Origin of the sequence: Kaistella yananensis (assembly GCF_026107505.2) — a bacterium.
Classification (GTDB): domain Bacteria; phylum Bacteroidota; class Bacteroidia; order Flavobacteriales; family Weeksellaceae; genus Kaistella; species Kaistella yananensis.
In genome coordinates this window covers 176,242-195,230 of record NZ_JAPCHZ010000002.1, presented here as the reverse complement: position 1 = coordinate 195,230, position 18,989 = coordinate 176,242, and the positions used below count along the sequence as shown (strand labels likewise).

At 38.1% G+C, this 18,989-nt stretch carries 19 protein-coding genes and 1 tRNA gene; 4 read left to right on the top strand and 16 right to left on the bottom strand.

What is annotated here, in order from left to right; all coding sequences use genetic code 11:
• Entirely contained in the window at positions 1–450 is a 450-nt protein-coding gene (locus tag OK344_RS05150) for a helix-turn-helix domain-containing protein (protein ID WP_265143772.1), read from the top strand.
• Positions 419–856 carry a hypothetical protein gene (locus tag OK344_RS05145; RefSeq protein WP_265143771.1) on the top strand — a complete coding sequence of 146 codons (438 nt, stop codon included), beginning with the start codon at positions 419–421 and terminating at the stop codon, positions 854–856. The genes OK344_RS05150 and OK344_RS05145 overlap by 32 nt, the downstream gene beginning before the upstream one ends.
• A 47-nt stretch (positions 857–903) precedes the next feature.
• On the opposite strand, the gene OK344_RS05140 is transcribed toward OK344_RS05145, so the two are convergent.
• From OK344_RS05140 to OK344_RS05095, 10 genes are all read right to left on the bottom strand, one after another.
• The gene (locus OK344_RS05140; RefSeq protein WP_265143770.1) at positions 904–2,070 is read right to left on the bottom strand and encodes a DUF3871 family protein; all 1,167 of its coding nucleotides are present in this window, start codon (positions 2,068–2,070) and stop codon (positions 904–906) included.
• A complete protein-coding gene (locus tag OK344_RS05135; RefSeq protein WP_265143769.1) occupies positions 2,048–3,016 on the bottom strand; it encodes an ATP-binding protein in 969 nt (322 codons plus the stop codon). Before OK344_RS05135 ends, OK344_RS05140 begins: the two co-directional genes overlap by 23 nt.
• Before the next feature lie 87 nt (positions 3,017–3,103).
• Positions 3,104–5,407 carry a DEAD/DEAH box helicase family protein gene (locus OK344_RS05130; protein ID WP_265143767.1) on the bottom strand — a complete coding sequence of 768 codons (2,304 nt, stop codon included), beginning with the start codon at positions 5,405–5,407 and terminating at the stop codon, positions 3,104–3,106.
• 66 nt (positions 5,408–5,473) lie between these two features.
• Positions 5,474–6,667 (bottom strand): site-specific integrase, encoded by a 1,194-nt coding sequence (locus OK344_RS05125; RefSeq protein WP_265143766.1) that lies wholly within the window; start codon positions 6,665–6,667, stop codon positions 5,474–5,476.
• Between the two features lie 196 nt (positions 6,668–6,863).
• Positions 6,864–6,938 (bottom strand) — tRNA-Val (locus OK344_RS05120).
• Positions 6,939–6,971: 33 nt separating this feature from the next.
• The gene (locus OK344_RS05115) at positions 6,972–8,210 is read right to left on the bottom strand and encodes a bifunctional folylpolyglutamate synthase/dihydrofolate synthase (protein ID WP_265143765.1); all 1,239 of its coding nucleotides are present in this window, start codon (positions 8,208–8,210) and stop codon (positions 6,972–6,974) included.
• Between the two features lie 177 nt (positions 8,211–8,387).
• On the bottom strand, positions 8,388–9,230 hold the full coding sequence (locus tag OK344_RS05110) for an energy transducer TonB (protein WP_265143764.1): 843 nt from the start codon (positions 9,228–9,230) through the stop codon (positions 8,388–8,390).
• Positions 9,230–9,628 (bottom strand): ExbD/TolR family protein, encoded by a 399-nt coding sequence (locus tag OK344_RS05105; protein ID WP_265143763.1) that lies wholly within the window; start codon positions 9,626–9,628, stop codon positions 9,230–9,232. The genes OK344_RS05110 and OK344_RS05105 overlap by 1 nt, the downstream gene beginning before the upstream one ends.
• A complete protein-coding gene (locus tag OK344_RS05100) occupies positions 9,628–10,308 on the bottom strand; it encodes a MotA/TolQ/ExbB proton channel family protein (RefSeq protein WP_088468318.1) in 681 nt (226 codons plus the stop codon). The genes OK344_RS05105 and OK344_RS05100 overlap by 1 nt, the downstream gene beginning before the upstream one ends.
• A 99-nt stretch (positions 10,309–10,407) precedes the next feature.
• Positions 10,408–10,869: a hypothetical protein gene (locus tag OK344_RS05095; RefSeq protein ID WP_088468317.1), complete on the bottom strand. Its 462-nt coding sequence runs from the start codon at positions 10,867–10,869 to the stop codon at positions 10,408–10,410.
• Positions 10,870–11,043: 174 nt separating this feature from the next.
• On the opposite strand from OK344_RS05095, the gene OK344_RS05090 reads away from it, so the two are divergent.
• Positions 11,044–12,837 (top strand): DUF885 domain-containing protein, encoded by a 1,794-nt coding sequence (locus OK344_RS05090; protein WP_265143762.1) that lies wholly within the window; start codon positions 11,044–11,046, stop codon positions 12,835–12,837.
• Between the two features lie 211 nt (positions 12,838–13,048).
• Here OK344_RS05090 and nth read toward each other — a convergent pair whose 3' ends face one another.
• Entirely contained in the window at positions 13,049–13,669 is a 621-nt protein-coding gene (nth, locus tag OK344_RS05085) for an endonuclease III (protein WP_265143761.1), read from the bottom strand.
• Positions 13,670–13,701: 32 nt separating this feature from the next.
• On the opposite strand from nth, the gene bcp reads away from it, so the two are divergent.
• Positions 13,702–14,151, top strand: coding sequence for a thioredoxin-dependent thiol peroxidase (gene bcp, locus OK344_RS05080; RefSeq protein WP_265143760.1), 450 nt, complete (start codon positions 13,702–13,704; stop codon positions 14,149–14,151).
• 3 nt (positions 14,152–14,154) lie between these two features.
• Here the strand turns inward: bcp and OK344_RS05075 are convergent, their stop codons facing one another.
• The 5 genes from OK344_RS05075 to OK344_RS05055 all read right to left on the bottom strand — a co-directional run bounded on the left by OK344_RS05075 (position 14,155) and on the right by OK344_RS05055 (position 18,875).
• A complete protein-coding gene (locus OK344_RS05075) occupies positions 14,155–15,375 on the bottom strand; it encodes an aminotransferase class V-fold PLP-dependent enzyme (RefSeq protein ID WP_265143759.1) in 1,221 nt (406 codons plus the stop codon).
• Between the two features lie 69 nt (positions 15,376–15,444).
• Positions 15,445–16,581, bottom strand: coding sequence for a serine hydrolase domain-containing protein (locus OK344_RS05070; RefSeq protein WP_265143758.1), 1,137 nt, complete (start codon positions 16,579–16,581; stop codon positions 15,445–15,447).
• Positions 16,582–16,669: 88 nt separating this feature from the next.
• On the bottom strand, positions 16,670–18,211 hold the full coding sequence (locus OK344_RS05065; RefSeq protein WP_265143757.1) for a glycine--tRNA ligase: 1,542 nt from the start codon (positions 18,209–18,211) through the stop codon (positions 16,670–16,672).
• Between the two features lie 70 nt (positions 18,212–18,281).
• A complete protein-coding gene (locus OK344_RS05060) occupies positions 18,282–18,572 on the bottom strand; it encodes a hypothetical protein (RefSeq protein WP_265143756.1) in 291 nt (96 codons plus the stop codon).
• Positions 18,573–18,599: 27 nt separating this feature from the next.
• Positions 18,600–18,875 (bottom strand): hypothetical protein, encoded by a 276-nt coding sequence (locus OK344_RS05055; protein WP_265143755.1) that lies wholly within the window; start codon positions 18,873–18,875, stop codon positions 18,600–18,602.
• Between the last annotated feature and the right edge of the window lie 114 nt (positions 18,876–18,989).

Here is an 18,989-nt window from a genome sequence, read left to right as displayed (position 1 = left end):
ATGACTAATTACGAAAAATTAAAAAAAGCACACGGACCATTCATTAAAAGTGATTGGTTGGAGAATGCTTCTGTAGAGATTGCAGAAGATTGGAGGGATGACTCTCAAAAGATTGCTTTAAAAATTTTGAGAAAAATTAGATTGGAAGGAATAAGCCAAGCTGAATTAGCTTCAAGAATGAAGGTTTCATCCCAGCAAATTAGCAAATGGGTTAAAGGACAGGAAAATTTTAAACTGGACACTATTAATAAACTTGAGAAAGTATTAGGTATTAAACTAATACAAATAAATCAAATTATAGAAAAACCAGATTTGCCGGAAATATCGTTTAGAGTTTCTAAAGAATTTGGTTCATGTTTATTTGATCCTAAAACATTTAATAAGGATAGCTTAAAAAGCACTCAAAGTAGAGCAACTCATGGAAAAAAATACAACAAATATTCTTTTTAGAATAATTGATATTGATACACTTCAATTTGCTACTTTCGATGTAGGTGAAGTCCTTGAAGAAGATATTACAATAAATGCAGATTATGGATTTGGCTTTGATAACGAAACTTCAGTATTAGGTTGTCAATATAAAGTTCAACTATTCTCTAAGAAGAAATTATTTATAATTATTGAAGTTATTTGTCTTTTCAGTATTAAAGAGACTAGCTTAAAAAAACTTAAAGTAAAAAGTAAAAAGCAATACAGTTTTCCCGCTAATTTCATGAAATCTCTTGTTGAAATTACAATTTCTACTACCAGAGGGATTTTATATGAAAAGACAGACGGAAATAAATATCAGAAATTCATTATTCCACTAAATGAATTAAAGGATATTTTCAAAGAGGATATAATTCTAGATTATTAAAAATAACCTGAGTAAGTAAAAGCCCCGCTACGAAGCAGGGCTTACTGTTAACTCAAAAACCAATGATAATCTGAATCACCATTGAGAGTTTTCTGAAGGCCTCTGGTAAAGTCAAAAGCATTCAGATTCCTATCCAGGAAAGTGTCAATATAGGATGATTTATTAGCTTGTGTAAAGAGGTTAAATACATCCCACAGTTTTATACTGCCATCAGAACTCCTACAGAAGTTTTGATCCTCATAGTAATCTTTAGCCATCGTGTTAACATGGCTGTCAGTAAACATAAGTTCTGGGATTATCTTCTTATCAGCCTTAGGTAAATACTGGTATAGCCTGGACTTACCAATAAGCTGTGCAAACTGATGTTCTGTAAGATGATCATGGGTTAACTCCTTCATCTCTCTTAAATGTAATTCAGCATTGTAGTTCTGCATTACCTGCAGCACTTTATTCTGAATTTCGAAAGTATTGGAGGCTCTTAAATCTTCTACATATCCATCACTGCAAACACATAGGTTCATGCAGACCTTGTTTTGAAAACCTATGAAGAACTTAAATTTCTCAAGAGATTTCGTACTGTAAAGATTCTGTTGGTTGTAACTTCTTACTCCTCCTAAACACAAAGAGAGTTCATTCCCATTGATGTTACTGGTTATTCCAGGTATCTTGATCAGAAAGGCCATTCTCTCATAATAGATGGTTTTCTGGTGTTCAAGTAAATCCTTCACATTTAAATGGATTGCATCTGGTGTCCTGCCTTTGATCTGATGGGAAACTCTAATTTCAGGCATTGAAATACTCTGATAATAAAATTCCTTACTAATAGCATTCATAACTGTTTCAATGAATTCCTGATGTGCTATGGTCTTTTCATTGTCCTTACTGAATACTGGAATTATGCATTCATTCTGCAGATGAGGTAAAGTAACATCTACTGTATTAGCGATAATAAAAGGGTTGTCTGTTGATAATGATACTTTATTAGAGTTGATGGGTTCAATTTCCTTCTCTCTAGTAAATGAAAAAGGTATCATATCTTTAGTAATTACCGCTTTTTCCGGATCATTATCATCTCTAATAGAAGTGATGATAGAGTCATCATCTTTATCCTCCAGAAAAATGTCCCGCACTGATCTTAACCTTGGGAAAGATTGAATTTCAGAGATTTCAGACTCTCTTAAAGGACTAATATTACTGAATTTTTGATCTTCCATTCTGTAAATGTGTATTAGGGTTATTATTTATTAAGAGAGACTTTTTAGCCTCATAATCCAGTCTCAGGCTTTCCTGATACTCTGGAAATTGCTTATAAATGGAAAGTAATTCTTGAATGGTTCTGCAGGCTTGAATTGATTCATACACTACCTTCTCTGATACATTCAGATTTGTAGTAAACTGTCTTTCCAATCTTTCATCTGGAGTGTCTCTAAAAGCTTCCTCCGCACTGATCCTTGGAATACCATCCTTAGTTCTAGGAGAGTCAATAGGTTTTCCCTCCATACACCAGTCTAAAATCTCTCTACCAGTTTTCTCACTGATTACGAATTCAGGCTTACCCATAAAGAGACCAGTTCTGTCCTTTGATGCAGTAGCAAAATGCTTGATATCCACATCAAAAACGAGGGTGAACTCATAGTCCATACCATCTCTCTGAACAGACTTAAGACCAACCTTCTCAGGTATCATCTTACCATCTTTCTGATTCAGGACATAATCCTGTTTGGTTCTCATGGTGGCAATGACATGGCTCTTACAATGTAGAATTCTATCAACAAAAGCCTTTTGCCTTGGGGTAACTTTAGCCCAATTGGTAAAGCTGTTACCTGCTAATTTGGAGTGGAAATCTAACAGCTCATCCCATTCATGTGAAATAGAGTCAATGATGATCACTTCCATACCTGCATTTTCGCAGATATCTAAAGCCTTAATGTAGTTTTCTGGTGTAAAAGGTGGTGTAAGAGAGATTACATTGTACTCTCCTAAATGTGCATACAGATCTGCACTGCCATTTTCTGTGTCAATGATGGCTACTTTAGATAAATCTCCACCTGATAGCCCTTTAGCCATTAGCAGAGAACTCATTGTCTTTCCAGATCCTGAAGGACCTTGCAGTGCCATTTTTATTCTGGCCTGTTTTCTTTCTGATTTTCTTAGATTCATAAAATTTGTTTTTGGGGTTAGGGTATAAAAAAAGCACCCTTAGTAAGAGTGCTGAGTGCTATTTTGTGTCATTATATATATAGTCCGTTACAAATTTGTGCTCAAAAATGATTGGACTATCTTTTTAAAATTTTGTTGTCTGCAATTAACTCGTGGTCTGTATTCCTCTGTTTGAAAACCAGCTTCTATGATGTATTCATAAAACTTCTTACCAATGTTATCTCGGGTTGCAGTTCTAAAGAAGTTCATTAGGTTTAGCTTCAATGCAGGATTTTGCTGTTTTATATCCTCTATGAATAGCCATAATTCTTCTTTTTCTCCTTCAAATAATTCTATAGTGCGGTATGATTTGAAATATTGAATGTCTCCTCTTGCCGATGTTTCGATGGTATTAAGTACTTTCCTTACGTAGTAACTTAGTTTAGCTTCGATTTGACCGTTGCCTTGACCATTATTGTACTGCAAATTCAAATATTTTAGAGAAGGTTTTACGGTTTCACTAAATCTATTGTCATATCTTAAAAGTAAGAATTCAATAATTTTATATCTAATTGCAGATTTCTGATAATCATTTACAGAAGCTGAAAGATTCTGCATTACCAGATTTCTCATTCTTGAATATTTATCTTTAATAGATGAATCTACCCATGACTCATCTGTTAAGAGGAGGCTCAGCTTTTCTTCAAAAAAACTTTGTAATTCTTCATCATCTATTCCTGTATCAGCAATACCAAAAGGAATATTAAATCCGGCTAACCTTGCATTATAGAACTGATTTGTAAAAGCACTGTAGGTAACAAAGCTCGCAATGTTTTTTCCTAAAAAGTACTGAATCGTAAGAATTTTCTCAGATTCAGTCATTATGTAGTTATCCAGCGCAGGAAGTTCCAAATTCATGTTGTAACTGTATGGGATAAGCAGCCTTCTAATTTGAGTGCTCCACTTCTCTTTTACCAGAGTGATGTGTTGAGAAAAGGGAATGTACTGAACTCTTGGAATAGTGATATTATTCCTTACTTCAATTAAAGCAGGGTTTTTACCTACACCCTCTATTGTACTATTTAGAACTGCTTTTTGCTCCTGGGTCATACCTATAAAGTAATCAGCGTTCATCCAAAGGGGAGGTCTAAGGAAAATGTGAATTTCTCCAGGATTCCTCTGCCTTGCAACAGCTTGAATTACTGAATTTACTCCATCAGAAAAAATTCCATTCAGTGCACCATATGGTGTGCCAGAATCTGTAGGAAGAATGATAATAAAGGCATGGTTTTCTTTTTCAATGCTCACCCCGGATTTAAAGTTTGTTCCAATATTGCAGTATTCATTATCATACCTGTTGACACTTGGATCTTCATCATCAGTAACCTGGTTGGCTTCAAGATTTGACGTACAGTCTCTAAGGTCTCCAAATCTTTCTCTTAAAATATTACCTAATGGGTTATCGTTTTCCTGAATTTTCTTACATAATTTTTTACTGTAAGAGAGAATGTCAATATTTTTACCATCTTCTACAAGCCTTCTTACAACCTCTGTCATTGAACCAAGATTTCTAGAACTATAAATAGTATCAAAATGGAGATATAGCTGGCTTTGTTGTCTGCACACTCTTCTCTCGGATTCAAGAATCTGTAACTTGTTGTCCGTGAGTTTAATTAGCATTTTAATAACCTCAATAGACTGCACATTATAAGTTGCACTTAATATCACATTCTTTCTAATAGAGCGGGCAAAATACCATAAATGAGCTTCCCCAATCTTGCTGAAATTTTTTATGCCATCATGAATCTCATCATAAATAAATATTGATTTCTTATTGTTTACTTCAAGTAACTGAGAGAAATCTTTGATATAGTTATGTTTTGCTTCAGATTGTAGGGGAGCAGTTTCACCTGGATTACCTAATAAGGTGTTAATCGTAACAATGTGAAATCTTTTTCTAGAATTCATATAGTCTAAACCGCCTTCTTCATCGCTCTTTCCAATTTTTTCATAGTTAAATATTTCACTTTCATCAACTCCCAGTCTTATAAGATCTCTTTCATACTGTGAAATAAGACTTACAAAAGGTACTGCAAATACAAAATATACATCCTGATGCTGCTGAGAATAATCCTTAATAATTCTTAATAGAGATGATGTTTTACCTTGTCCAACAGCACAGTTTACCACTGTTGTATTTAATTCTTCAAGGTTTAATTGCTGCTCTAATGAATCTCTGATGTAACCATCATCATCCAGTGTAAGAATATCCTTAGTTTTTAAGGTGAGTTCCCTTGCAGTATAAGCATTCGCAAGTTCAGGATTTTCAAAACCTAAAGGTTCAATAAAGTCAACTGGTTCAAGTTTAAAGTAGTCAATGGGAAACCCATTAAAATTTTCATTTATAAGCATAACAAGCAGTATTAAATCTGTAAAAGATACTTCAATACTGCTTTCTGCTATATGCCATATATGGAATTATTTTAATAATTTCTCCACTTTGGTCATGCTTTCAGATAGCTTTGCTTTAACCACCTTGGCATAATGATTCTGTGTAATGCTCATTTCAGAATGTCCTAAAAGTTCAGATACAATTTCCATGGGGACATCATTATACAGCAGTATGGTTGATGCAAAAGTTTTTCTGGCTATGTGATGGGTGAGGTTTTTCTGAATCCCTACAATCTCAGCAATCTCCTTTAAGTAAGAGTTAAAACGTTGATTGGAAATTTTTGGTAAGAGTTTTTCTCCGCCTTCATATTTCTGTAAGATCATTTCAGCTTTCTTTAGGAGAGGGATTTCATATTTCTTATTGGTCTTTTGCCTCGTAATACTGATCCATTTCTTTTTATCAGAGCCAATAATTATATGTTTCCTTTCTAAAGTAGACATTTCCAAAAATGCCAGACCAGTATAACAACAGAAAATAAACATGTCTGCTACCTGTTGAAGTCTCTGGGATGCAAACTCATGCTGGTCAATCTTTGCAAGTTCTTCCTCACTTAAGAAAACCACCTGTTTCTTAGGTCTTTTGTTCTTATGGAGTAGGAAAGGGTCTTTTGCAAGAAAATCTAATCCTACAGCTAATTTAACCATCTGTTTAAGCCTCTGAAGGGTTTTATGGATGGTGTTCTGCTCAAACTGTTTTTCTGCTTTTAGATAGTATTCAAATTCTGTAATAAAAGACATTTTCATTTTATTTAACATGTAATCATGTTTCTTAAATTTCCAGAAGATATAATTTTTCACATGAGTTTTGGTCTGATAGAATTTAGCTACAGATCCTTTGGTGGTAGAGATGCCAATCAGCTTTTCCTGCTTTGCAATATGCAGATTGAATATTTCCATTATTGATTTATCATCTTTAATGTTTTCACCTTTATAATGCATGTAAATATCTTCTGCATTAAATTCCCTGCCTTGTACCTGCAGGAATAAAAAAGCCTGATTAATTTCTTGTTTAATCAAGCTCAGTTGAGTACTTATTTGGGAATTATCTCTAGTAGAGGGAATGGCTTTCTGTTTTTTAGCATTCCAATGATCAGGATTTATAAATAATCCTGTAGCAAAAGGTTTTCTTTGTTTATCTAGTGTTATTCTACACTCTATAGGACATATGCCTTTTGCGTTAATACTGTTCCTTCTTAGGAGGAATAAAATAGATAGTTTCATAGGTTTAATAGGGGTTTGAGTGTGTAACCTGGAAAAAAAGTATGTAACCTAAAAAGTAACCTAAAAAGGTATACTTTTTTAAGATTAATAGGAGAGTCAATATATTTTAAAGAATTGGCTATTCCCACCAGCCCCTATAAACACTAAGTTTATAGTACAAAAAAAGCTTCACATTTCTGTGAAGCTTTTACAAGTGTGGGTCCTGAGGGATTCGAACCCCCGACCCTCTGGGTGTAAACCAGATGCTCTGAACCAACTGAGCTAAGAACCCTTGTTTTTGGTGTTGCAAATATACAAGCTTTTTTTATTTCTGCAAATTTTTTTCAAGAAATTCTCCCACTACAAAGTTACTTCCGCCGATAAAAATCATTTCTCCGTTTTTAATATTCTGTTTTGCAGAAAGATATGCATCGTTGACGTGATCAAAAATTTTATAAAAAATTTTCGCTTTTTTCAGTTCATCTTCATAAAAACTGGGATGAAGACCCCGGTTGAGGTAAGGTTTGACAAAATAGAAGGAGGCATTCTCCGGAAGAATCTTTAAAACTTCATCAATTTTTTTGTCTTTTACGAAACCAAGAACAATATGTTTGAACTTCGGGATGGAATTGAGCTGAGCAAAAACCTCTTCCAAACCTGCCTGGTTATGGGCGGTGTCGCAAATTATCTGTGGATCGTTGGAGAACTCGAACCAGCGGCCGATAAAACCGGTGTTTTTCTGAACATTCAACAAGCCTTTTTCTACCTTTTCCTGTGGAATTATCAGCCCTAAATTCCTCAATGCTTCAACAAGTGCAACCATCACCTTAGTATTCTTCTGCTGATAATTTCCCTTTAAATCTGAAGGTAAAGATGCTTCGATTAAAGTGGCATCAATCCATTCCGAGCTGTTTTCTTCTGCTCTTTTTCTGATGATTGATTTTACAGTTTCCTCGTCGTCACCACTGATGATTGGCGTGTTTTGTTTGATAATTCCTGCTTTTTCTGTCGCGATTTCTTCCACCGTGTTTCCCAGGATATTCTGATGGTCCAGCGCAACATTGGTGATGGCTGAAACCAAAGGATGTATGATATTGGTAGAATCTAATCTGCCGCCGAGACCTACTTCAATAATGGCGAAATCTACGTTTTGCTGTGCAAAATATTCGAAAGCCATGATGGTGGTGAATTCGAAAAAGGAAGGGCGGATGTCTGCGGGCAGGTTTTTTAGCTTTTGTATGAAATTATAAACAAATTCCCTGTCGCAGTTTTGGCCGTTTACCTTAATTCTTTCGGTGAAATCGATGAGGTGGGGCGAATTGTAAATTCCTACTTTATAACCCGACTCCTGAAGGACTGAAGCGAGCATGTTGCTGGAAGAGCCCTTGCCGTTGGTTCCGCCAATGTGGATGGTTTTTATTTTGTCCTGTGGGTTTCCGAAGAATGCGCAGAGTTTTGTGATGTTTCCGAGGCCCGGTTTATAGGCTTTTTTTCCATCGATCTGGTAATTCGGGGCCTGTACAAAAAGCCATTCAACGGCTTCCTGATATGCTTGGTTTGTCATGGTGCAAATTTGATTAAAGTTTTTGGAATTCAGGAAATTTTGAGGTTAAATTTCGGTGTTCAACATGCCGGGTTTCGTTGCTATTATCTGCCCGCGCTCCCGATTGAACGGCATGTCTGAGCTCTCCGCGACAGCGGAAGCGAGTAGTGAAAGCGGGAAATATGCGCCCAATAAAAATTAAAAAGTTATGCGGTAAGTGCCTGTAGATGAGGTGGAGGCTTTTTCTGCCTTTACATATTTTTTCACCCACGACACGGATGTAGAGGAAATACAGGGATCGGAAATACCGCCGGATCTGCGGGCAGAAATTACATTTCCGGCTTTATCGACGGTGTAGGCAATACTAATGGTGCCGCTTGCGGAGCAGTTGTGCGAAGGTTGCGCACCGCCACGACCCATGGTTCCGGGAATAAAACCGATAAGGTTTCTGTCGACGCCTATTTTACTGTCGCCCTCTCCGTCGCCGCCCAATGGATCGCCTTGGTTTCCTGCAGTTCCGTTGGTGCCTTGTGTGCCGGTCTTTGTTCCACGGCCTTTAATCAGATTTCCGATGGCAGCTGTACCTTTTCCGTCGCCGGCTCCTGTGGTGGAATTGGGTGTCGAAGCCTTGGTGGCAGAGGTTTTTGCCGGTGCCGGTTTTGTCGCTTTTTCAGTTTTCGGGACAGAGACTTTGGTGTTGCTTCCGGTAAGAATTTTTTCTTTTATTACAGGTTTTGTAACGGCTGGTTTGGGCTCGGGTTTGGTTTCAGCAATTACTTCCTTTACAGGTTCGGGGTTTGCGATTTCTGTATTTGCGGCTAAGCTTCCGTCCTGATTTGCGGGTTCTTCGGCCTCAGCACCGTTTTGGTTATCGCCGAAATTAATGAGCATTGTGGTGATTTCCTCAGGTTTTTCGGTGATTTTGGTAAATTTATAAAAGAATATTCCAAGAAAAACCAACAATGAGATGATGAAGGTAATCACTGCACTGTTCCTTCTGTCTCTTTCTTCGGCTTTCTTATGTTGTAAGGTGTAATTCATTAATTTTCCTGAGTGGTGGCAATCGCTAAATTAAACTTGTGCGTTTCTGCAATTCCCATTACAAAAACCACATCTTTGTGTTTGGTGTTTTCGTCGGCCCGAATGGTGAATGATGGATTGGGAACGTCTTTCAGGGCAGTTACCAAAACATTTTCCAGCTCTTCTTTCGGGATTTCCCTATCGTTTACAAAATATTTGCCATCTTCCTTAATAGTTACGGTTGAAGGATCCTGAACGCTGGGATTTGTAGCATCCGCTTTCGGAAGTTTCACATCGATGGCGCTTTGGCTGATGGCGGAACTGGTGATCATGAAAAATATCAACAACAGAAAAATTATATCTGTCATCGACGCCATGCTGAATTCGGCATTTACTCTGTTTCTGCGTTTCAGTTCCATTAAAGCGGTTTATTTAGGGCATCAAGAAACTCGTTCACATGGGTCTGGATTTTTAACACAAGTCTGTCAACGTTGGTTACCAAAATATTATAGAAGAAATAAGCAGGAATTCCCACAAATAACCCAACTGCGGTAGTTGCCATTGCGGTATAAATTCCGGATGCTAAAAGTTTTGGACTCACCGCACCGGTAACATTTGAAATTTCGAAAAATGCCATGATCATCCCGACAACGGTTCCCAAAAACCCAAGCATTGGTGCTGCTCCGGAAGCGGAAGCCAGGATATTCAGGTTTTTCTCGAGTTTTGAAACCTCCAGTTGACCCTGGTTCTGCATCGCATTCGAAATGTCTGAAATGGGTCTTCCGATTCTTGCCAGACCCTTTTCGATCATCCTTGCTTCAGGCGAGTCGATGGTTCTGCAGTAATCTACCGCAGTCTGTATTTTACCGTCCTGTACGAAATCTTTAATGTTTTCCAGGAAATTCGGAGTTTCCTTTGATGCTCTTTTAATAAAAAAATATCTTTCGAGAAATATATAAAGCGCGAGAATCCCCAGCAGGAATATTAAAACCATAATGATGTTGCCGAGCAGTCCGCCGCTGAAAAGGATTTCCCAAAGCGAGAAGACATGTTTTTCGGTCGTGGTATTAATAACTTGGGTAGGAGTTTGTAAAAACATTTTTTAATTCTTGATTATAGAGTTGAACGGCAATTTTAAAATAATATTGTAAAAAAGCCGATGAATAGAAGATTAAATTAAAAAAGACTGCGGTAAAGTTTAGTCTTCTTCTACGATAATTTCATCTTCCTTGAAATGACATTTGAGTTTGAAAGGGATCGGTTCATCGGATCCGGTATAGAAATCATCGATGTTTCCCTTCCAGTACAACTGCAGTTCGCCGTTTGCGTCGGTGTCGAACTTCAATTCGTTATCGTAAAGATAGGCATCCTCATCGTCGAAAAGATCTACTTCGGTATAAGTTTCGTCTTCAGTATCATTTATCACAAAGGTTTTCCCGTTAAGTTCGTCTTCATCGATAAGAAAATCGAAAATTTTCAGAGACATCTGTGGAAACGGATATTGCAGGGAATCATCATCTACATGATCCAAAGAATCATCTGTAATGATCTCAATTTCCAGAAAATGTTGTTTGTTGCTGTAAACCGCTTTGCAGTAAGTGCTTTTGAGGTGGTATTTAAGGGTTTCTTCAGGATGGTAGATTTTTAAAATCCCTTTCATTTCTTTAAGAAAATAGTGTTAATTAATTGTTTGTGATCCAACCCAACAAAGATAAAAAATTGATTGATTGCGCAAAATTATTTGTTTCTTTTTTGAATTTACCTTTGAAATGGTTTTTTGAATAGAAATTTTTAAACAAAATACTATAATTTAGCAATTCTTAAAAGATTAGAAATGAACAAAATTTTTCGCCGCATACTTCTCATCATTGGTCTGTCGGCAGGTTTAGCTTCCTGCAAGAAATCGGATTCTCCGCTAACCAAAGAAACTCCGCTGGAAATAGATTCTATTGCCGCCAATTATTATGAGCAGTATCTGAAGCTTTATCCGCTAGAAGCCACCGCGCAGGGAGACTTAAGGTACAATGACCAGTTGCCGGTGAATATCGATAAAGATTTTATTTCCGGTGAAATATCGTTTTACAATACCGTACAGAACCAGATGAAAAAGGTAGATTATGAAGCCTTAAGCGACGAAGATAAAACGACTTATGATGTGCTGGATTATACGCTGAAAGATAAAATTGAGCGCTATGCTTATCACCCGGAATATATTCCTTTCAGCCAGTTTTCCGGACTTCCGCTGGATTTTCCTTTACTGGGCAGCGGGCAGGGAAGTCAGCCTTTTAAAACTGAAAAAGATTACGAAGACTGGCTGAAGAGAGCCGAAAAATTTCCGGTTTGGATGGATACCGCGATCGAAAACTTCCGCGAAGGAACGGCCAACAATTATGTGCTGCCAAAGAAACTGGTCGTAAAAATGATTCCGCAGATGCGTGCCGAAGAAATTGTAACGCCCGATTTCGAAAAAAATATCTTTTACGGTCCGGTTAAAAATTTCCCGAAAAACTTTACCGATGCTCAGAAAGAAAAATTTACCGTGTTATTTAAGGAGTTGATATCAAAGAAAATCATTCCGGCCTACACGAAAATGGGAGATTATCTGGAAAAAGAGTATTTGCCTAAAGCCAGAAATTCAGACGGAATCAACGCGTTGCCAAAAGGAAAAGAAATTTATTCGTACTATGTAAAAAGCTGGACGACTACCGGGAAAACACCTGAAGAAATCAATAAAATCGGATTAGAGCAGGTGGCAGGTATCCGCGCTGAGATGGAAAAAGTAAAACAGCAGGTAAAGTTCAGCGGCAGTTTGGATGAATTTATCGCTCATGTAAAAACTGACCCGAAGGCTTTTCCTTATAAAACAAGTCAGGAAGTTTTAGACGGATTCAACGCTATTTTGAAGAAAATTACACCGAAACTGAAAACCATGTTTACCGTGACACCAAAAACTGCTTTCGAAATCCGGCAAACCGAAAAATTTCGGGAAGCGAGTGCAAGTGCAGAATACGTTGTGGGAACTCCGGACGGAAAAAGACCAGGAATTTTTTATATTCCCATTCCTGATCCGGCGAAGTTTAATGTGACTTCAGGAATGGAATCCCTTTTCCTGCACGAAGCAATCCCGGGTCACCATTACCAGATTTCGCTGCAGCAGGAAAACACGACGCTGCCGAAATTCATGCGTTTTGGCTGGTTTGGTGCTTATGGTGAAGGCTGGGCGCTGTATTGTGAGTCGCTTGGGAAAGAATTTGGGCTTTATACAGATCCTTACCAGAAAATGGGTTCACTGAGCGATGAAATGCTTCGCGCAGTACGGCTTGTGGTAGATACCGGACTACACACCGGAACCATGAACCGGGAAGAAGCCATCAAATATTTCCTGAGCAACATTTCGTATGATGAAGCTGCGGCAACTGCCGAAATAGAGCGATATATGGCAATGCCGGGACAGGCGCTGAGCTATAAAATCGGCGCACTCAAGATCCGCGAACTTCGCGATCAGTATCAGCAGGAACTTGGCAGTAAATTCAGTTTAGCGAAATTTCATGATGAAGTGCTCAATCAGGGCTGTCTGCCACTGGATGTTCTGGACCGAAAAATGCAACTCTGGGCAAAAAAACAGTAATTAATATTAAAATATTTTCAAATAAACGATCCTATTTAAGTAAAATAATTTAGGTTATCGTTTATGATTAATTAGTTGCCCATTACTATAGGAATGTGTCGAGACGATACGATGCGGAAAAAGAAATCATTGGCGTAGATAATTTTCTTACCAAATTTTTTGAATTGATGATCTGGTAACCAAAGTGAAGCATCTTTTGAAAAACTAACCTTTATTTTTCGAGCAACATTTTCGTTAAAAAATCTTTATCCTGATTTCCTCTGGCCGGCGAATATTCGCGGCCGTAAAAAATGATCTGAAGGTGAAGGCGGTTCCAGACTTCTTTTGGGAAAAGCTTTTTGGCATCATGCTCTGTTTCCACCACATTTTTACCTGAGGTCAGTTTCCACTGTTTCATCAACCTGTGAATATGCGTATCCACCGGAAAAGCAGGTATGCCGAAAGCTTGGCTCATCACCACCGACGCAGTTTTGTGGCCAACTCCGGGAAGCGCTTCCAATTCCTCAAAAGTTTTCGGAACTTCTCCGTTATGTCTTTCTACCAGGAGTTCTGCCATTTTTTTAAGGTTTTTCGCCTTGTTATTTGCCAGTCCTATTTCTTTAATTAAATATTTAATCTCGTCAACTTCTAAATCCTTCATTCTAAAGGGATCTCCGGCAACTTCAAATAATTTTGGAGTAATTTGGTTTACCTTTTTATCAGTTGTTTGGGCCGAAAGAGCTACCGCGACTAAAAGCGTGTAAGGATCGCTATGATCCAAAGGAATCGGAACTTCCGGATATAATTTTTCGAGTTCCGTCAACACGGTTTCGGCTCTTTGCTTTTTTGTCATTTTAGCTTTAAATTTGAGCAAAATTAAACATTATGTTGAAAGTTGGTGATCAACTGCCCGAATTTGTAAGTGTAAATCAAGATGGTGAAACCGTAAAATCCCAGGATTTCTCAGGAAAGAAACTTGTGATATTCTTTTATCCAAAAGCCAATACACCGGGTTGCACCGCGGAAGCCTGCGATCTAAATAATCATTTTTCAAAACTGAAAAAAGAAGGTTTTCAATTATTAGGCGTTTCGGCAGATCCTGTGAAAAATCAGAAAAAATTTCATGAAAAATTTGGCTTCCAATATCCGCTACTTGCCGATGAAAACCGGGATGTCATAGAAAAATTTGGCGTTTGGCAACTCAAAAAATTCATGGGTAGAGAATTCATGGGAATTGTTCGTACCACTTTTATTTTCGATGAAAACGGAATATGCGTTCGCGTTATTGAAAAAGTAAAAACAAAAGAAGCGGCAAAACAAATCTTGGAAAACTAAGATTTAACCCAACATTTTTTGCGCTTTTTTCACCCCTTCAAAAAGAATATCAATTTCTTCAAATGTGTTGTAAACCGCAAAACTCGCACGCACTGTTCCTGCGATATTGAAGAAATTCATAATCGGTTGCGTACAATGATGGCCGGTTCTCACCGCAATTCCCAACTTGTCGAGAATCATTCCAACATCCGAAGAAATGCCAATTCCTTCCAGATTGAAAGAAACAACGCCGGTTCTGTGGGCCTTTTCGCCATAAATTTTTAAACCTTCAATTTCCAGAAGCTTCGTCTGAGCGTACTCGAGCAAGGCGTTTTCATGGTTCTGAAGTTGTTCATGGCCAATATTTTCAATGAAATCTACGGCCGCTCCCAACGCAATATTTCCGCCAACATTCGGGGTTCCGGCTTCAAAACGGAAAGGCAGATCGGCATAGGTTGTTTTCTCGAATGAACACGTTGCAATCATTTCTCCACCACCGTGGAAAGGTTGAATTTTCCTCAGAATTTCTTCTTTTCCGTACAAAATGCCGGTCCCCATCGGGGCGTACATTTTATGCCCCGAAAAAACGAAAAAATCGCAATCCATTTTCTGAACATCTATATTGAAATGTGGTGCAGATTGTGCTCCATCGATTACAATAATAGCGTCAGAATTTTCGCGTGTTTTTGCAATAATCTCTTCAATGGGATTTACAATTCCCAACGCGTTGGAAACCTGATTTACAGAGACAATTTTTGTTCTTTCGCTGAGGTTTTCATCTAAGAAATCCAGTTGCAGAATCCCGTTTTCATCAATCGGAATTACTTTCAATTTTGCGCCCGTTCTTTCGCAGAGCATTTGCCATGGAACGATATTCGAGTGGTGCTCCAAATAAGAAATGATGATTTCGTCGTTTTCTTTAATTAAATTCGTCAAAGAATAGGCGATGAGGTTGATTCCTTCCGTCGTTCCTTTGGTGAAAATGACTTCGAAATCGTTTTTTGCATTGATGAATTTTTGGACTTTTCTCCTAGAAAGCTCCATTTCCTCGGTCGCCAATTGACTTAAAGTGTGAATTCCGCGATGAACATTCGCATTGATCTCCTGATAATATTTTTCCCAAGAATTCAGTACCGATAACGGTTTCTGCGAAGTGGCAGCATTGTCGAGATAAACCAAGGGTTTTCCGTTAACTTGTTGGGAAAGGACAGGAAACTGGCTGCGAATATTTTGTAAATCGAACATTTTACTTATTTAGAATGCTTCAAATTTACGGAAATTATATTTGAAAACTATGTATTCTGATTGATTGTGTTAATAATGAGTGGCCACTTGATTTACTAAGAATGCTGCCTGTTCGGGTCTTCCTTTGGCGTCTTTTGGTTGGTCTTTATACATTCCTGTTCTTACGATGACCATGTTTTTTTCCGGAACGATGATGATGTATTGCCCGTATAATCCCCAAAAATAATAATGTTTTAAATCACTGTCATTATTTATCCAAAGTCCCATTCCGTAAGCTTCTTTCGAAAGTTTCGTGGGCGTTTTCATCTCATTTAAAAATTGCGAACTGATGATCTGGTGATTGCCTGTTTTTCCATCATTCAGGAACAGCTGTCCGAGTTTTGCAAAATCCCGCGAAGTAGAGTGAATGCAGCAAAAAGTTTTTTCCATCCCGAATTCATCGGTGCTCCAATCTGCGTTTTCTTCCATTCCCAAAGGTCTCCAAAGTTTTTCAGAGGCGTATTGGGCGAGAGGTTGGTTGAGGGATTTTCTCAGAGCAAAACCAAGAAGCTGCGTTGCGCCGCTTTGGTATTCGAATTCTGTTCCTGGCTGTTTTCTAAAGCTGCGCAGCAGCACAGTTTCTTCCAGAGATTTTCCGTAATAGGCTTTTGCGTTCTGAAGGAAAGGATTGCCGTAATCTTCAGTCCAGTTCAGTCCGGCCTCCATTTTTGCAAGATCACCGACCGTTAAATCTTTCCCGAATTCTACATTTTTATAGTTTTCATAAAAATCTGAATAACGCTGGTGTAAACTGCTGATTTTTTTTTCTTCCAAGGCTTTGCCCAGCAGCAACACCGTTACGGCTTTCGCCATGGAAAAAGAATTGCTTTTGGAATTTGCGGAGTAGCCATCCCAATATTCTTCGTGAAGAAGTTTTCCGTCTTTAATGATTAAAAAAGATGCGGTTTCAGTGTTTTTAAGATCTTCCACTAAAGCTTTAGATAAAGGCTTTTTATTGTAAAGCACATCTTTTTCCCAGAGCGATGTGTTTCCCTTGGCGATGGTATGTGACGGAAAATATTTCCCGTCGTGAATTGTAGCACCTGATTCTCCGCGAAAATAAGTCTGGCGGATTCCGTTGAAAAGATAGTCGTAGCCAAATGAATAGGAAAGTGCGATCAGCAAAGCGAAAAACACCAGGATTCCTTTTATAATTTTCCAAAACATTATTTAAACTTTAATTACAAATTTAAGATTAAATAACAAAAAAGTTCCGGAGCGCATCCGGAACTTCAATTTAATATGTTTTTTAAACTTAAATCTTAGAAAGCAAGTTTCTGAAATTAGTTTTCTCATCGATGATTCTTCGTAAATCTGCCACCGGAACTCTTTCCTGCTTCATGGTATCGCGGTCTCTTAAAGTGACTGTATGATCCACCAAAGAATCGTGATCAACTGTGATACAGAACGGCGTACCGATCGCATCCTGACGTCTGTAACGTTTTCCGATACTGTCTTTGTCTTCATAAATAACGTTAAAATCGTATTTCAGATCGTTGAAGATTTTCTCACCATATTCGCCGAGTCCGTCTTTTTTCATCAATGGAAGAATTGCTGCTTTTACCGGAGCCAAAGCTGGCGGAAGCGAAAGCACTGTTCTTTCCGAACCATCTTCCAGAACTTCCTCTTTCAGTGAATTGGAGAAAATCGCTAAAAATAATCGGTCTAAACCAACAGAAGTTTCTACCACATAAGGAATGTAATTCTCGTTTCTTTCCGAATCGAAATACTGCAGTTTTCTGCCTGAGAATTTTTCGTGGGCTTTCAGATCAAAATCGGTTCTGGAGTGAATCCCTTCCAGCTCTTTAAATCCAAACGGGAATTTGAATTCAATATCTGCAGCTGCATTCGCATAGTGAGCCAGTTTTTCGTGATCATGGAATTTATAATTTTCTGCGCCTAAACCTAAAGCCAAATGCCAGTTGAGCCGTTTCTGTTTCCATTCTTCGTAGAAACCAAGTTCGGTACCCGGTGGAACAAAAAACTGCATTTCCATCTGTTCGAATTCACGCATTCTGAAAATAAACTGTCTTGCAACGATTTCATTTCTGAAGGCTTTACCAATCTGGGCAATCCCGAAAGGCAATTTGTGGCGGGAAGTTTTTTGCACATTCAGGAAATTCACAAAAATTCCTTGTGCAGTTTCAGGTCTCAGGTATAAATCGGTTGCTGAATCTGCGGAAGCACCCAGTTTGGTTCCGAACATCAAGTTGAACTGACGAACATCGGTCCAATTTTTTGAACCGGTGTCAGGATCGGCAATTTCGAGTTCCTCGATCAAAGCTTTTACATCGGCAAGATCATTATTATCAAGAGATTTTGCCATTCTGGAAAGAATGGTTTTCTGCTTTTCTCGGTATTCTAAAACACGTGCATTCGTGGTTTCAAACTCATTTTTATCGAAAGCGTCACCGAATCTTTTGGCTGCTTTGTCGATTTCTTTCTGAGCTTTTTCTTCGAGTTTCGCACAGTAGTCTTCCAGCAAAACATCGGCTCTGAAACGTTTTTTCGAGTCTTTATTGTCGATCAAAGGATCATTGAAGGCGTCAACGTGCCCGGAAGCTTTCCAGATTGTGGGATGCATGAAAATTGCAGAATCAATTCCCACAATATTTTCATTCATCTGCACCATTGCTTTCCACCAATATTGTTTGATGTTGTTTTTCAGTTCCGCACCGTTCTGTCCGTAATCGTAAATCGCTGAAAGTCCGTCGTAGATCTCACTCGAAGGAAAAATAAAACCATATTCTTTCGCATGTGAAATCAGTTTTTTGAAAACATCTTCCTGTTTAGCCATCGTTTTTAAGTATTTGTGCAAAAATAGGGAATTTTATTCTAATTTTCAGAAGCCGGGAACCTGCTCTCCGCTATATCTTTTGCTGCGCTTCGCTCCGCAAAAGGATGCCGCTGCGATCAGGGCTATGGAGATCCGGATTAAAAACAAAAAGACGGAAGAAAATTCCGCCTATTTTTAAGGATAATATTTTTTTTAAATTGTAGCTTAAAGCCATTCCGGTTCCGGCAGTTTCTACTCTGAAATAAGGTTTGAAAGCGGTTGCTCCTCCGTTTTCAATTTCCAACGCTTTTTTGGCATTTTTGTTAGCCGCAATAGCGAATGGGATTCCGATTCCAATAAGAACTACTCCAATTCCCGTCACTAACCAAGCAACACTTTTTATCTGCTTTCACTTCATATGACTGTCATAGCTGCCATAAACTTGTTTTTTAGGACCAAATAAAACTGCAGACAATCCGAATCCTAAACTGAAACCTCCAGTGTAAGCAAAAATACTTCCGACCGTATTGTTAGTCCTTGCATTCTTGAAATAAGAAGCTGCCTCGGGTTTTCTAAATACGTCCTGATATTGCAACATCTTGTAGGTTTGCCCGTCTTTTTCAAGTTTGTTTCCGGTCATTGTCACTTGAGAAAAGGCGGTCTGAAAGCAGATTAGGGAACTCAATAATAGAATTTTCTTAATGTAAAATTTTTTCTTGCTAAAATAAAATTATTTTTCTGTTTAGCACGAATGCTTCCAAATTTGTTCATTAACTGATGTCAAATAGACCTAAAGAAT

Coding starts and splice junctions, on each gene's coding strand:
- OK344_RS05145 (WP_265143771.1), top strand. CDS start 419: ATGGAAAAAAATACAACAAATATTCTTTTTAGAATAATTGATATTGAT.
- OK344_RS05095 (WP_088468317.1), bottom strand. CDS start 10,869: ATGAAAGGGATTTTAAAAATCTACCATCCTGAAGAAACCCTTAAATAC.
- OK344_RS05070 (WP_265143758.1), bottom strand. CDS start 16,581: ATGTTTTGGAAAATTATAAAAGGAATCCTGGTGTTTTTCGCTTTGCTG.
- nth (WP_265143761.1), bottom strand. CDS start 13,669: ATGACAAAAAAGCAAAGAGCCGAAACCGTGTTGACGGAACTCGAAAAA.
- OK344_RS05105 (WP_265143763.1), bottom strand. CDS start 9,628: ATGGAACTGAAACGCAGAAACAGAGTAAATGCCGAATTCAGCATGGCG.
- OK344_RS05065 (WP_265143757.1), bottom strand. CDS start 18,211: ATGGCTAAACAGGAAGATGTTTTCAAAAAACTGATTTCACATGCGAAA.
- OK344_RS05075 (WP_265143759.1), bottom strand. CDS start 15,375: ATGTTCGATTTACAAAATATTCGCAGCCAGTTTCCTGTCCTTTCCCAA.
- OK344_RS05110 (WP_265143764.1), bottom strand. CDS start 9,230: ATGAATTACACCTTACAACATAAGAAAGCCGAAGAAAGAGACAGAAGG.
- OK344_RS05140 (WP_265143770.1), bottom strand. CDS start 2,070: ATGGAAGATCAAAAATTCAGTAATATTAGTCCTTTAAGAGAGTCTGAA.
- OK344_RS05125 (WP_265143766.1), bottom strand. CDS start 6,667: ATGAAACTATCTATTTTATTCCTCCTAAGAAGGAACAGTATTAACGCA.
- OK344_RS05135 (WP_265143769.1), bottom strand. CDS start 3,016: ATGAATCTAAGAAAATCAGAAAGAAAACAGGCCAGAATAAAAATGGCA.
- bcp (WP_265143760.1), top strand. CDS start 13,702: ATGTTGAAAGTTGGTGATCAACTGCCCGAATTTGTAAGTGTAAATCAA.
- OK344_RS05090 (WP_265143762.1), top strand. CDS start 11,044: ATGAACAAAATTTTTCGCCGCATACTTCTCATCATTGGTCTGTCGGCA.
- OK344_RS05150 (WP_265143772.1), top strand. CDS start 1: ATGACTAATTACGAAAAATTAAAAAAAGCACACGGACCATTCATTAAA.
- OK344_RS05130 (WP_265143767.1), bottom strand. CDS start 5,407: ATGCTTATAAATGAAAATTTTAATGGGTTTCCCATTGACTACTTTAAA.
- OK344_RS05100 (WP_088468318.1), bottom strand. CDS start 10,308: ATGTTTTTACAAACTCCTACCCAAGTTATTAATACCACGACCGAAAAA.
- OK344_RS05115 (WP_265143765.1), bottom strand. CDS start 8,210: ATGACAAACCAAGCATATCAGGAAGCCGTTGAATGGCTTTTTGTACAG.